Consider the following 12,207-nt stretch of genomic DNA (forward strand, 5'->3'; position numbering starts at 1 on the left):
GACAAGGCCAAGTTCGGCCTGTCGCCGCGCCAGCTGCTGGACCTGTGGAAGTCGCTGCGTGACACCGAGTACGCCGACTGCCTGAACCTGCTGCACTTCCACATGGGCTCGCAGATCTCCAACGTGCGCGACATCGCCAACGGCATGCGCGAAGCCACCCGCTACTTCGTGGAGCTGTCGCGCCTGGGCGCGAAGATCACCCACGTCGATGTGGGCGGTGGCCTGGGCGTGGACTATGAAGGCACCCGTTCGCGCAGCTTCTGCTCGATCAACTACGGCCTGCATTCCTACGCCAGCAACATCGTGCAGCCGCTGGCCAATGCCTGCGAAGAGTTCGGCCTGACCCCGCCGCGCATCGTCACCGAGTGCGGCCGTGCGATGACCGCACACCACGCGGTGCTGATCGCCAATGTGTCGGAAGTGGAAGAGGCGCAGGAAGGCCGCGTGCCGGACCAGCACGACGACGAGCCGGCGGCGATCCGCCACCTGCGCGAGATCCATGACGAGCTGGACGTGCGCCCGGCGGTGGAACTGTTCCAGGAAGCCCAGCATTTCCATGCCGAAGGCCTGGCCAGCTACGCGCTGGGCCAGATCGACCTGCCGCAGCGTGCGCGCATCGACGATCTGTTCTACGCCATCGCCCACGGCGTGCGTGCGCGCCTGAGCTATGACGAGAAGAGCCATCGCCCGGTGCTGGACGAACTGAACGAGCGCCTGGTCGACAAGTACTTCGTCAACTTCAGCGTGTTCGAATCGATCCCGGACGTGTGGGCGATCGACCAGGTGTTCCCGATCGTGCCGATCGAGCGCCTGGACGAGACCCCGGACCGCCGCGGCATCATCGCTGACATGACCTGCGACTCGGATGGCATGGTGGAAACCTATGTCGAGAACGAGAGCCTGGACAGCTCGCTGCCGCTGCACAAGATGAAGCCGGGCGAGAGCTACCGCATCGGCTTCTTCATGGTCGGCGCGTACCAGGAAATCCTGGGCGACATCCATAACCTGTTCGGCGATACCGACGCGGTGGAAGTGCTGGCCGATGCCGATGGCTATGCCATTACCCAGCAGCGCCGCGGCGACACCACCGACGTGATGCTGGATTACGTGGGTTACCGCTTGGACGAACTGCGGGCGACCTATGCGCAGCGCGTGGCTGCAGCGCAGCTGTCGCCGGAACGCGCGCAGGAACTGTCGGACGCGCTGGAAGCCGGCCTGACCGGTTATACCTACCTCTCCGACGAGCCGTTGGTCTGAGGTAAACGGGAATGCCGGGCATAGGCCCGGCGCTACCGGCCCCGATGAGCGCGCGCGCGATCTTCCACCTGTTCCTGCATGCCGCCGTGCCAGCGTTGCTGGCATGGTTGTTCTGGCGCAAGCGCTTCGCCTCGGCGTGGTTGTTGATGCTGCTGGGCTGGATCATCGACCTGGACCATCTGCTGGCCGACCCGATCTATGCACCGAACCGCTGCAGCATTGGTTTCCATCCGCTGCACACCGCACCGGCCATTGCGGTCTATGCCGGGCTGTGCGTGCCGAAGAAAACGCGGTTGTTCGGCATCGGTCTGATCATCCACATCATGCTGGACGCAATTGATTGCTGGTGGATGCACCACCGTTGATGCTTGCTGCGTGTCGACCAAGGTCGACACCTACGGGAGCACGGCGACCGGCCGGATTGACGCTCGGTAGAGCCAGCCACTGGCCGGCTTCCGCAGGGAATTCCCGGTGCCTACGTGGTTGCCGGCCAGCGGCCGGCACTACCCACCGTCAGGTTGGTCGCTTCACGCCACCGGCAACCACACCGTCGCGCGCAGGCCCGGCTGCACATTCTCCAGCGCCAGGCGCCCGCCATAGCTGGCGGCGATATCGCCCACGATCGCCAGTCCCAACCCGCTGCTGCCTTCGCGCTCATCCAGCCGCACGCCACGCTGGGTGACCCGTTCCAGCGCGTCTGCGGCCAGGCCGGGGCCATCGTCGCGCACTTCGATGCGTAGCTGCCCTTCGCTGGTTTCCGCTTCGACAGTGACCTGCTGTTGCGCCCAGCGCCCGGCATTGTCCAGCAGGTTGCCCAGCATCTCCTCCAGATCCGCACTGGCACCGGCGAACTGCAGCGTCGGATCGATGCCCGCCGCCGTGAACGCGATGCCACGTTCGCCATGCACGCGTGCCATCAGCCGGCACATCGCCTGTGCGACGGCCGCCACGTCGGTGCGCTGGCGATGGTCGGCGGCCAGTCCTGCAGCCAGGTAACGGTCGACACTGGCCTGCATGCGCGCACTCTGCTCGCGCACGGTCGCCCGCCAGTCCGCGCTGTCGCCGTCAGCTTCGGTGGCCAGCACGCTCAGCGGGGTTTTCATCGCATGCGCCAGATCCTGTGCACTGGTGCGCGCACGCGCGACCATGCGTTGCTGGTGGTCCAGCAGTGCATTGAGTTCTTCCCCCAGCGGTGCGACCTCCGCGCCCAGCTCCTGCGTGTCGATGCGCTGCACATCACCGCGGCGTACCCGTTCCAGCTGCGCACCGAGGCGATGCAGTGGGCGCAGGCCGAAGTGCACCTGGCTGGCCAGCACCGCCAGCCACGCCGCAACCAGTACGCCCAGGGCGATGGCGGTGCGGTTGCGGAACGCGGCGACATCCGCATCCAGTGTGCTGCGATCGGTGGCGACCACGGCTACGAACGGTTCGCTGGCGCGTGGCAGGCGCACCTGCTGCACGCGTGCGCGCAGGGATTGCTGCAGCGGCCCGGCCAGGTTGCGGGTGGCCGGCCCGGCAACCGGCGCCGGCAGGGTTTCATCCCACAGCGAGCGCGACTGCAGCAACACGCGGCCATCGGCCCCTGCGATCTGCCAGTAGGCACCGGAGAACACGCGCTGGAAGCGCGCATCATTGGGTTCCTGGCGCAGGCGCAGCTGTCCGTCCGCATCCACTTCGGCCTGCGCCAGCAGGGTCAGCATGTCCTGCTGCAGTTCGTGGTCGAGGCGGTCACGCGCACTGCGCTTGAACAGCTCGCCCAGCAGCGCGCTGGCCAGCAGCGAGACCAGCAGCAGGCCGACGCCGCCGGCCAGCAGCAGGCGCCGTCGCAGCGATGGTTGCCGGCTCACGGCGCGGCCAGCCGCCAGCCCTGGCCGCGCACGGTCTGGATCAGGTCGATGCCGAGCTTGCGGCGCACGCGACCGAGCAGCACGTCCAGTGCGTTGGAGTCCGGGTCGTGGCCACCGTCGAACACCTGCTCGCCCAGCCGGTCGCGGCCGATCACCTGGCCGCTGTGATGGATGAAGTAGCTGAGCAGGCGGAACTCCTGCGGACTGAGCGGCAGCGCCTGCCCATCCAGTTCAAAGCGGCCGGCATTGACGTCCAGCTGCAGCGGGCCGCAGTGCAGGCGCGGGCTGGCGTGGCCATGGCTGCGGCGGATCAGGGCGCGCAGCCGCAGCACCAGTTCGTCGGCCTGGAACGGTTTGGTCAGGTAGTCGTCGGCACCGGCATCGAAGCCAGCCAGCTTGTCGTGCCAGCGCCCGCGCGCGGTCAGCACCAGCACCGGAAAGCTGCGGCCATTGCCGCGCCAGCGCTCGATCACGCTCAGTCCATCCAGTCCGGGCAGGCCGAGGTCGACGATGGCGGCCTGCAGGTCCTCGATCTGGCCGATCTCCTCGGCCTGGCGACCGTCGGCGACCACCGCCACCACATAGCCGGCCTGTCCCAGCAGGGGCACCAGGCGCTGTGCCAGTGCGGCATCGTCTTCGGCCAACAGGATGCGCATCAGTCGTCGAGCTCCGTCTTCAGCAGCTTTCCGCTGCGCGCATCATAGTCCAGCTCCACCACCACGCCGTCGCCGCGCAGGATCTCCACTTCGTAGACGCCGTCGTCCAGCTCCACTTCCAGCAGTTGGCCCGGGTAGCGCTTGAGCGCATCGCGCACCACGCTCTCCAGCGGCACGTAGCGGCCCTGCTGCACGGCGCGACGCGCGACCTGCTGCGCCGGGTCCTGCAGGGGCGCGGCGGCGGTCGGGGCGTTGGCCAGGGCCAGCAGCAGGGGCAGGGTGGCGAGCATGCGGGTAAGGAAAGAGAGAGGGGTACAGGCGCGAGTGTGGCGGGGATGACTAACAGCCGGCTAACAGCCACGGCTAAGGCGCTGTTAACCGGGCCATGCATCGTGGCGTTGCCGGGATGGTCCGGCCACGAACAGGAGAACCCCCATGTTGAAGTCGCTCACCCTCGCCACTGTTGCCCTGCTTGCCGTCGCGCCGGCCGTACAGGCCGCGCCGCTGGGCATGGCCCAGGTTGAACAGACCCTGCGCAAGGCCGGCTACACCCAGATCCACGAGATCGAACGCGATGATGGCCTGTGGGAGGCTGACGTGAGCCGCGCCGATGGCCGCTTCAGCGAGGTCTACGTGGACCCGAAGACCGGCGAGATCTTCGACGAGCACAGCGGCCGCGCGCTGCTGACTACCGAGCAGGTGCTGGCACGGGCGCAGTCGCATGGCCTGCGCGAGATCCATTCGCTGGAACGCGATGGTGCGACCTGGTCGCTGGAAGCCCGCAATGCCCGCAACCAGAAGGTAGAGGTGCGCCTGAGCGGCTATGACGGCCGCATCCTGCACAGCGAGCGCGATGGCTGGCTGGATTGATTCGCGTGCCGGTATGTGCCGGCCGCTGGCCGGCTCACGGGGAGACAGCGTGTCGACCAAGGTCGACACCTACCGGGCATAGGTACCGGTAGATGCCGGCCGCTGGCCGGCTCACGGGGAGAAAGCGTGCCGACCAAGGTCGACATCTACCAAGCGTACGCAGCGATAGCGGCCACCTGGGTCGGCCCGGGCCCGGCGCGGAGCTTACCAGCCGTACGGCGGCGGGTAGTCCCAATAGCCCGGGCCGCGGCCGTAATAGCCGCCATACGGACCGAAGAAGCCCGGTCCCTTGCCTTCGCTCACGTGGATGTTGACGTTGACCCCGTGGGTCTTGCCCTCATCGGTGGTGTAGTTCTTGCTCAGGTTCAGCGTGGCCGCGTTGTAGTGGCTGTTGCCACCGTTCTTGGAATAGCCGATGCCGGTGGTGAAACTGCCGGACACCTTGACCTTGTCGTCGGTGACGTCGGCGATCTTCGCGTCGTCGTGCACGCGCGGGCCGCTCTTGTCACCGTAATAGGTGCCGGGCGGGTCCTGCTGCAGGGCCGGGTCGTTGAGGTAGCGCAGCGGCGCCTGCGGCAGCGTCAGGTCCAGGCCGGCAGCCTGCGGCGCGGTGGCGCCGGCGGCGGACTGGGCCAGCACGGTTCCCGGCAGGGCCAGGCACAGCAGCAGGGTCAGGGGGCGGATCATGACGGCGCTCCAGCGAACAGGTGGCCACGCAACACGCGGCGGTACAGGCCGACGCTAGCAGGGGTTGCTTGAATGATGCCTGTCGGCCCCGGATTGGGGTAGAGCCGGCCACGGCCGGCTGCAGGTCACAACCGCCCGAACCCGAACAGCCCTTCCAGCGCATGCCTGCGCCGCTCGATCCGGGCGCGCAGCAGTTGGGCGCCGATCATCGAATAGGTGATGCCGTTGCCGCCGTAGGCCATGGCGAAATGGACCCGCGGCCCCCACTGCGCGTGCGGGCCGAAGAAGGGCAGGCCGTCGGCGGTTTCGGCGAAGGTGCCGGCCCAGGAAAAGGCGGGCACCGGGTCCAGCCGCGGGAACCAGTGCAGGAGCTGATCCATCAGCTTTTCGGCCTTGCGCTGCACGCGCCGGTCGCGCCGCGCCGGGATATCGATGGCGTCGTCCAGCCCACCCACCAGCAGGCGGCGGTCGCCGGTGGTGCGCAGGTACAGGTACGGGCGTGCACTCTCCCACACCATCGTGCGCTGCAGCCGGCCCAGCGTGCCTGCATCGATCGGGTCGGTGATGAAGGCGTAGCTGCTGCGGTTGCGCGAAACCCGCTGTTCCAGCCAACGCTGGTTGGCGTAGCCCATGGCCAGGACCACGTGGCGGGCACGGACCGTGGCGCCGGCCTCGGTCATCGCCGTTACGCCCTGCGCGCCAGGCTTCAGCGTGTGCAGCACGGTGCGGTCGTGCACATGGCCGCCGCGGCGGCGCACGCGTTTAAGCAGGCCGTAGGTGAGGCAGTAGGGATCGACCCGCGCCGCCTGGCGGGTCAGCAGGGCGCCGCCGGCATCCACGTCGAAGCGTTCGCGCAGGGCTTCGCGGTCCAGCCAACGCGCGTCCAGTCCAATATCACGGCGTGCAGCTCCTTCGGCCATCAGGCGCGGCACGTCGCGCCGCCGGCTGGCCAGGTACAGGCTGTCCATCTGCCGGAAGTCCACCTCCTTCAGCCCGCGTGCCACTTCAGCCAGCGCCGGGATCGCGTCGGCACAGGCAAGGTAGGCCAGGGCGGCGGCATCCTTGCCATAGCGCTCGGCCAGTTCCAGCAGATGGGTATCGATCTCATACTGCAACAGCGCGGTGCTGGCCGCCGTGCTGCCCCAGCCGATGTCGCGCTGCTCGATCACCGCCACCTCGTGGCCGTGGGCGGACAGTTCGTCGGCGATCAGCGCACCGGTGATGCCGCCACCGACCACCAGCACGTCGCAGCGCAGATCCTGCTCCAGTGGGGGAAAGGCCTGCAGCAGTCCGTTGCGCACTGCCCACCAGGGGTAGCCACTTTTCAGGTCCATGCGTGGTCGTGCTCAGGCGGTGGGGTGGCCGGTATGCGGGGTCTGGATCAGTTCGGACAGATCGAAGCCCTGCAGGCGGGCCGCGGCCAGATAATGGTCCTGCACGGTCGCGTCCAGGCGTGGCTCGCGCGCCAGCAGCCACAGGTACTTGCGATCCGGGCTGCCGACCAGCGAGACGCTGTAGTCCGGGGCGACCTGGATCACCCAATAGTCGCCCTTGGCGAACGGCAGCCAGCGCAGGCCCTTGGGCAGGAAACTGACCTCCAGGCGCGCGCTGTCGTTGTCGACGGCGCAGGCCTCGCCGGTGGCCTCTTCGATCTCGCCGTCCATGCGGCAGCGGTTGGTGACGCCGACATTGCCGTTGTCGAGCAGGGTGTAGTGCGCCGACACATCGGTGCAGCCTTCCGGCTCGTGGCGCATCGGTAGGCGCGCGATCTCGTACCAGGTGCCCAGGTAGCGCGGCAGCTTGAGGTCGGCGACGGTCTTCAGCGGCGGGTGCTCGGTCATCGGTCATCGTGGCAGGGGCGGGCCTCCACGATGCCGATGGGCTCGCCATGGGCGGGTGAAGCCGGGGCGATGGCCGTGTCCAGAACGATCCGTCGCCGCTGCGACGTGCCTGTTGTCACCGGCATGGCGGTATCCTGCCGCCAGCGCCGTGTTTTCCTGATCCAACCGAGGTGGAGGTGCCGATGTACCAGGTGATCCTGTTGAAGAGTGAATCCGCGTTCGCGCGCGAACAGTGGCCGCAGGTCGACGACCTGGTCGACTACGAGGGCGTCAGCTACAGCCTGCGAGCCGGCCCGCGCCAGCCACTGCCGACCGACCACGAGTGGCACCCGGTGGCGGTATATGCGCCCGATGAGATCACCGAGGAAGAGTTCCAGGACTGGTACGCGCTGCAGCAGCCGACCGTGGAAGAGCTGCGCCTGAAGTACTGATACTGCTGCGCGTCCCCCATCCGTCCTTTACCGCCTCTGCCGTATAGTCGCGCGCAGGCGCGGTGGTCCGCGCGAACCGGTGTGGCTGCGTGTCTTCTTTCCTGCGATCGATCCGTGCACGAGGGCCCTGGTGGGCCCTGCTGCTGTGCACTGCCTTCCTGCTGTCCGCGCCGGTGCTGGCGCAGGAGGAGGACCCCACGCCCAAGCAACAGCTGGCGGACATCGATTCGCGGTTGAAGGATGTCGAGCGCAAACGTGGCGATGCGGAAGCCACCGAGACGCTGGCGATGCTGTCCGAGAATGCCTCGCAGGCACGGCGTGACGCCGAGGCACTGGAAAAGGCACTGCAGCCCCAGCTGGATCGCATCAACGAGCAGCTGGCGCAGCTGGGGACGCCTGCCGAGGGCACCACGGAGCCGCCGGAGCTGGCAGCGCAGCGACGGGCCATAACCAGGCAGCGCGACGGCCTGGCCGCGTCGGTAGCGCAGGCCAAGGCCAGTGCCGTGCGTGCACAGCAGCTGGCGGCGGACATCGAGCAGCAGCGCACCGCACAACGTACGGAAGAACTGGGCCAGAAGGTCGCCTCGCCGCTGTCGCCTGCGTTGTGGAGCAAGGTGGCCGAGCGCCTGCCGATCGATATCGCGCGCGTTGCGCCGTTGGCCGAGCAGGGGCGTGACGCGCTGGTGGCCGGCATCCGCACCCATGGCTGGGGCACGCCGTTGCTGGGCCTGCTGGCCGCGCTGGTGATGATGTTCCCGCTGCGGTTGTGGCTGCGCAGGCTGGGGCGGCAGTTCGCCGCGTCCGAGCGCGCGCCTGATGGACGACTGCGCCGGTCTGGCCTGGCAATGTGGCTGCTGCTGGTGGGCACGCTGCTGCCCGGTTATGCCGTGGTGGTACTGATGGCGGCGCTGGATGCGATCGATGCCATCGCGCCGCGCTTGCAGGTCGTGGCCGACGGCCTGGAGACCGCCACCTTCCGTGCGGCGTTCATTGCCGCGCTCAGCGCCTGCCTGCTGGTGCCCAAGCGCCCGTCATGGCGGCTGTTGAACCTGGACGACACCGCCGCGCTGAAGCTGCGCAAATATGCCTGGGGCGCGGCGGCGCTGGCCTGGCTGAGCACGGTGCTGGTGGCCCTCGACCAGGCTACGCGCACCAGCGACGTCACCACGGTGGCGTTGGACGGCCTGATTGCCCTGACTTACCTCGGCCTGATCATGGCCATGCTGGTGACCCTGGCGCGCCTGCATCGCCGGCAGACCGCCGAGGCCGAGGCCAAGCTGGAAGCACAGGCCGATGGCGTGGGGGCAACCACGCCCGTGCGCCGCAGCAGCTGGCTGGTGCTGGCCCGGGTAGCGGGCAATATCGCGGTGGTGGCGGCCATCGTTGCCACGTTGCTGGGCTACCTGAATTTCGCCAAGTTCGTGAACCAGCAGCTGATCGGCGGCAGCATCGTCGTGCTGGCCGCAACCCTGCTGTTCAAGTTCGTCGATGACCTGAGCACCTGGATGCTCAACGCCGACAGCAAGGTCGGCCAGACCATCCTGCTCAGCACCGGCCTGAGCGTATCGCGGCTGGAACAGGCGGGCGTGCTGCTGTCGGCGGCGTTGCGCACCATCGTCGTACTGATCGCGCTGCTGGCGCTGGTGGCACCGTTCGGCAACATCGGCGCGGTGGTGGACCGCTTCTCCTCGCTGTTCACCTCTGGATTCGACATTGGCGGAACCAAGCTGGAGCCGGTGCGCATCGTGCTGGCGGTGCTGGTGCTGCTGGCTGGCCTGGCCGTTACCCAGCTGGTACAGCGCTGGCTGACCGACACCTACCTGCCCAAGACCGAGCTGGATCTGGGCGCGCGCAATTCGGTGAGTACCGTTGCCCGCTATGTGGGCATCATCATCGCGGTGATCTGGGCGCTGTCGGCGATGGGCCTGCAGCTGAGCAAGCTGGCATTGCTGGTCAGCGCGCTGTCGGTGGGTATCGGTTTCGGCCTGCAGGTGATCACCCAGAACTTTGTTTCCGGCCTGATCCTGCTGGCCGAGCGGCCGGTGAAGATCGGCGACTGGGTGAAGCTGGGCGACCAGGAGGGCGACATCCGCCGCATCAGCCTGCGATCGACCGAGATCCAGGTGGGCGACAAGTCGACGTTGATCGTGCCCAACTCCGAGCTGGTCACCAAGACCGTGCGCAACATGACGATGGGCAACAACCAGGGCCGCATCCAGATCCAGTTCGCGGTGCCGCCCAGCACGGATGTCGGCAATCTGCGGCAGGCGCTGCTGGATGCGTACACCGCGCACACCAACGTGCTGAAACAGCCGGCACCGACGGTCTACATCGACAGCATTGCCGGTGGCCAGATCACCATCAACAGCTTCGCTTACGTGGCCAGCCCGCGGCAGGTGTACGCCACCCGCAGCGACCTGTACTTCAGCCTGTTGCAGATCCTGGCCGAGCGGAACATTCCGCTGTCGACCCCGACCGACATCCACATCATCCGCGATCCGCAGGAGTAGGGGGTTCTTTGCAGGGCTGCGCCCTGCACCCGCGGTAGTGCCGGCCGCTGGCCGGCAACTTCAACAGCAACAGCAAAAGCTGGCTTCCTGAGGGATGGCGGGGTGGGTCCGGTTGCGGGAGACGCCGTAAACCCGTCCATGGGGGCTTGGCCGCGGCATCCATGCCGCGGACACCCCTGCAACCAGACCCACCCCGCCTTCGACAGTTTCCCGCGATCTGCCGGAACGGCATGAACTGCTCTTGGTGGGGGTCGACCTTGGTCGACACGTTTGGGTCGGCACGGGGCGGATCCCGTTGCTGCGCAACGGGCTCTGACCCCAGGGGCAGATGGTCATGTCTGTTCGATTCATTGATTCCTGATGCGTGACTGGCCCCACGGAGCCTGCCCCGGCGTCAGCCGTGGCGGCGGTCATCGCAATGACATGTGCCCTCGGTACGGTTTGAGCCCGCTTGCGGGTCGCGCGCGGGCCGGGGTTCCGGTTGTGGTGCGCGACCGTTGCAGCTGCTGTCGCTGCCGAGGGTCATGTGTTCTACGTCAGGGGGCTGAATGGACACCATGCGGTCAGAACTTGGAAGGTGGCCATCGCCGCATGGCTGCTACTGTCCTTTGCCGCTGCCGCACAGGACGCGGTTCATGCCTACGACATCCCTGCGCAGCCGCTGGAACAGGCGGTCGAGCGCTTCAGTGTCATCAGTGGGTGGTCGGTGATGTACCCCGGCGACCTTGCTTCGGGCCGCAGCAGCCATGCGCTGCGCGGGAGCCTGGCGCCGCTTGCGGCGCTGGAGTCGCTGCTGCAGGACACCGGGATCGAGGCAGAGGTGATCGGCGAGCAGCGTGTGGTGCTGCGCCGGGGCAAACCCTCGGCCGCGGAACCCGGTGTTGGCGCGGGGCTTCCCGAGGCCGAACGTCGGCGTCGCTACGGCGGGTTGCAGCAGCGGCTGCGTGCGGCGTTCTGTGACGACCCGGAGATTGCGCCCGGCCGCTATGCCGCAACGCTGCGCTTCCGCATCGACGGCGCGGGCCAGGTAAGCGAGCCGGAGCTGCTGTCCGGCAGTGGCAGTGATCGCCGCGACGCACGCCTGCTGCAGGCGCTGCAAGGCCTGGTGCTGGCGACCGAGGCCGCCGCGCTGCCACAGCCGGTGACGCTGCAGATCCGTCCTTCCGGCACCGACCACGACTGCGGCCGGCGCGCGCCCCTTCCATGACTTCAAGGATTCGAACATGAGCAACGGTACGGCTGGGGCGGTTGATCTGATGGACCACCTCCTGGGTGCCTACGACGAGCTGAAACGCCGGTTGGTGCGCAAGCTCGGATCGGAAGAGCTGGCCGGCGACGCGCTGCAGGACACGTGGATGCGCCTGAGTGCGCGCCGTGACCGCCTGGACGCGGTGCAGAACCCTGCGGCCTACCTGCTGCGGATGGCGATGAACACCGTGATCGACCGCCAACGGGCAGACCACCGCCTGCTGAGCCTGGAGGAGGTGGATACGCTGATGGACATGGCCGACCCAGGGCCGGGGCCGGCGCAGGCGGCCGAGCTGGACTTCGCGCTGGAAGACATGGTCGGCCTGCTGCAGCGCATGCCCGAGCGCCGTCGTCGCATCCTGCTGGCAATCCGCGTCGATGGCCTGCAGCAGCGCGACGTGGCCGACCACCTCGGTGTGTCGCTGCGGTTGGTGCAGCGGGAGCTGAAGGCAGCCCAGGACTACCTGGCCGAACGCAGCGGGCAGGGGCGCCAGGTGCGGTTCTGAGCGACGGCATCCGTCTACACTTTGACGCCGAGCAGAACCCCGCAGCGTGCGGGTCCGGCATGAGACCCATGGATCCTGACGACCGCCCGCAACGCCCGCTGGATGCCGTTGAGCGTCAGGCCCATGCGTGGGTGGTGCGGCTGACCTCGGGCGAGGCGACCGCTGCCGATGGGCGCCGGTTCCGTGCATGGTGCGAGTCCGACCCGCGTCATCGTGAAGCGTTTGGCCGTGCGCGCCGGCAGTGGGAGCAGGTGCGGCTGGCCGGCGAGCGACTGCCCGCCGGCGCGCGCCAACCGGTCGCGCCGACGCCGGCCCAGCGCTGGAGCCGGCGCGCCTTCCTGGGCGCTGCGGTGG

Annotated in this window: 14 protein-coding genes; 8 read left to right on the top strand and 6 right to left on the bottom strand. The window is 68.1% G+C overall.

Annotated features, from left to right (window positions below; genetic code table 11):
* Together speA and ABGA94_RS12770 are read left to right on the top strand one after the other, a co-directional pair.
* Window positions 1-1,257 (top strand): biosynthetic arginine decarboxylase (gene speA, locus ABGA94_RS12765; protein ID WP_375367448.1); only part of this gene is annotated, 1,257 nt, incomplete at its 5' end.
* A gap of 44 nt (window positions 1,258-1,301) precedes the next feature.
* Entirely contained in the window at window positions 1,302-1,622 is a 321-nt protein-coding gene (locus ABGA94_RS12770) for a DUF6122 family protein (protein ID WP_134955264.1), read from the top strand.
* Window positions 1,623-1,784: 162 nt separating this feature from the next.
* On the opposite strand, the gene ABGA94_RS12775 is transcribed toward ABGA94_RS12770, so the two are convergent.
* The 3 genes from ABGA94_RS12775 to ABGA94_RS12785 are packed head-to-tail and all read right to left on the bottom strand — an operon-like array spanning window position 1,785 to window position 4,050.
* Entirely contained in the window at window positions 1,785-3,104 is a 1,320-nt protein-coding gene (locus ABGA94_RS12775) for a sensor histidine kinase (protein ID WP_375367449.1), read from the bottom strand.
* The gene (locus ABGA94_RS12780) at window positions 3,101-3,760 is read right to left on the bottom strand and encodes a response regulator transcription factor (RefSeq protein ID WP_375367451.1); all 660 of its coding nucleotides are present in this window, start codon (window positions 3,758-3,760) and stop codon (window positions 3,101-3,103) included. The genes ABGA94_RS12775 and ABGA94_RS12780 overlap by 4 nt, the downstream gene beginning before the upstream one ends.
* Window positions 3,760-4,050, bottom strand: a complete 291-nt coding sequence (locus ABGA94_RS12785; RefSeq protein WP_049403791.1) for a PepSY domain-containing protein — start codon at window positions 4,048-4,050, stop codon at window positions 3,760-3,762. Before ABGA94_RS12785 ends, ABGA94_RS12780 begins: the two co-directional genes overlap by 1 nt.
* Before the next feature lie 145 nt (window positions 4,051-4,195).
* Between ABGA94_RS12785 and ABGA94_RS12790 the strand changes: the two genes are divergently transcribed.
* Window positions 4,196-4,630: a PepSY domain-containing protein gene (locus ABGA94_RS12790; protein WP_065178854.1), complete on the top strand. Its 435-nt coding sequence runs from the start codon at window positions 4,196-4,198 to the stop codon at window positions 4,628-4,630.
* 204 nt (window positions 4,631-4,834) lie between these two features.
* On the opposite strand, the gene ABGA94_RS12795 is transcribed toward ABGA94_RS12790, so the two are convergent.
* The 3 genes from ABGA94_RS12795 to ABGA94_RS12805 form a co-directional block, all read right to left on the bottom strand.
* Window positions 4,835-5,317 carry a hypothetical protein gene (locus ABGA94_RS12795; RefSeq protein ID WP_065178855.1) on the bottom strand — a complete coding sequence of 161 codons (483 nt, stop codon included), beginning with the start codon at window positions 5,315-5,317 and terminating at the stop codon, window positions 4,835-4,837.
* Window positions 5,318-5,442: 125 nt separating this feature from the next.
* Window positions 5,443-6,651, bottom strand: coding sequence for an FAD-binding oxidoreductase (locus ABGA94_RS12800; protein WP_065178856.1), 1,209 nt, complete (start codon window positions 6,649-6,651; stop codon window positions 5,443-5,445).
* Window positions 6,652-6,663: 12 nt separating this feature from the next.
* Window positions 6,664-7,158: a lipocalin family protein gene (locus tag ABGA94_RS12805; protein WP_005419954.1), complete on the bottom strand. Its 495-nt coding sequence runs from the start codon at window positions 7,156-7,158 to the stop codon at window positions 6,664-6,666.
* A gap of 182 nt (window positions 7,159-7,340) precedes the next feature.
* Here ABGA94_RS12805 and ABGA94_RS12810 point away from each other — a divergent pair, with 182 nt between their 5' ends.
* From ABGA94_RS12810 to ABGA94_RS12830, 5 genes are all read left to right on the top strand, one after another.
* On the top strand, window positions 7,341-7,589 hold the full coding sequence (locus ABGA94_RS12810) for a hypothetical protein (RefSeq protein WP_005419952.1): 249 nt from the start codon (window positions 7,341-7,343) through the stop codon (window positions 7,587-7,589).
* An 89-nt stretch (window positions 7,590-7,678) separates the two neighbouring features.
* Window positions 7,679-10,099: a DUF3772 domain-containing protein gene (locus tag ABGA94_RS12815; RefSeq protein WP_375367454.1), complete on the top strand. Its 2,421-nt coding sequence runs from the start codon at window positions 7,679-7,681 to the stop codon at window positions 10,097-10,099.
* Between the two features lie 526 nt (window positions 10,100-10,625).
* Complete coding sequence (locus ABGA94_RS12820) at window positions 10,626-11,306, top strand: TonB C-terminal domain-containing protein (RefSeq protein WP_053501284.1); 681 nt, start codon at window positions 10,626-10,628, stop codon at window positions 11,304-11,306.
* Window positions 11,307-11,322: 16 nt separating this feature from the next.
* The gene (locus tag ABGA94_RS12825; RefSeq protein WP_005416809.1) at window positions 11,323-11,853 is read left to right on the top strand and encodes an RNA polymerase sigma factor; all 531 of its coding nucleotides are present in this window, start codon (window positions 11,323-11,325) and stop codon (window positions 11,851-11,853) included.
* A 68-nt stretch (window positions 11,854-11,921) separates the two neighbouring features.
* On the top strand, window positions 11,922-12,207 hold a 286-nt coding region (locus ABGA94_RS12830), incomplete at its 3' end, for a FecR/PupR family sigma factor regulator (protein WP_375367457.1).

The sequence above is a fragment of the Stenotrophomonas sp. 3diitr2024 genome (assembly GCF_042136455.1).
Lineage (GTDB): Bacteria > Pseudomonadota > Gammaproteobacteria > Xanthomonadales > Xanthomonadaceae > Stenotrophomonas > Stenotrophomonas sepilia.

Bases quoted from the DNA above. Each gene is read 5' to 3' on its own strand.
- ABGA94_RS12770 (WP_134955264.1), top strand. From the start codon at position 1,302: ATGAGCGCGCGCGCGATCTTCCACCTGTTCCTGCATGCCGCCGTGCCA.
- ABGA94_RS12780 (WP_375367451.1), bottom strand. From the start codon at position 3,760: ATGCGCATCCTGTTGGCCGAAGACGATGCCGCACTGGCACAGCGCCTG.
- ABGA94_RS12785 (WP_049403791.1), bottom strand. From the start codon at position 4,050: ATGCTCGCCACCCTGCCCCTGCTGCTGGCCCTGGCCAACGCCCCGACC.
- ABGA94_RS12790 (WP_065178854.1), top strand. From the start codon at position 4,196: ATGTTGAAGTCGCTCACCCTCGCCACTGTTGCCCTGCTTGCCGTCGCG.
- ABGA94_RS12795 (WP_065178855.1), bottom strand. From the start codon at position 5,317: ATGATCCGCCCCCTGACCCTGCTGCTGTGCCTGGCCCTGCCGGGAACC.
- ABGA94_RS12800 (WP_065178856.1), bottom strand. From the start codon at position 6,651: ATGGACCTGAAAAGTGGCTACCCCTGGTGGGCAGTGCGCAACGGACTG.
- ABGA94_RS12805 (WP_005419954.1), bottom strand. From the start codon at position 7,158: ATGACCGAGCACCCGCCGCTGAAGACCGTCGCCGACCTCAAGCTGCCG.
- ABGA94_RS12810 (WP_005419952.1), top strand. From the start codon at position 7,341: ATGTACCAGGTGATCCTGTTGAAGAGTGAATCCGCGTTCGCGCGCGAA.
- ABGA94_RS12825 (WP_005416809.1), top strand. From the start codon at position 11,323: ATGAGCAACGGTACGGCTGGGGCGGTTGATCTGATGGACCACCTCCTG.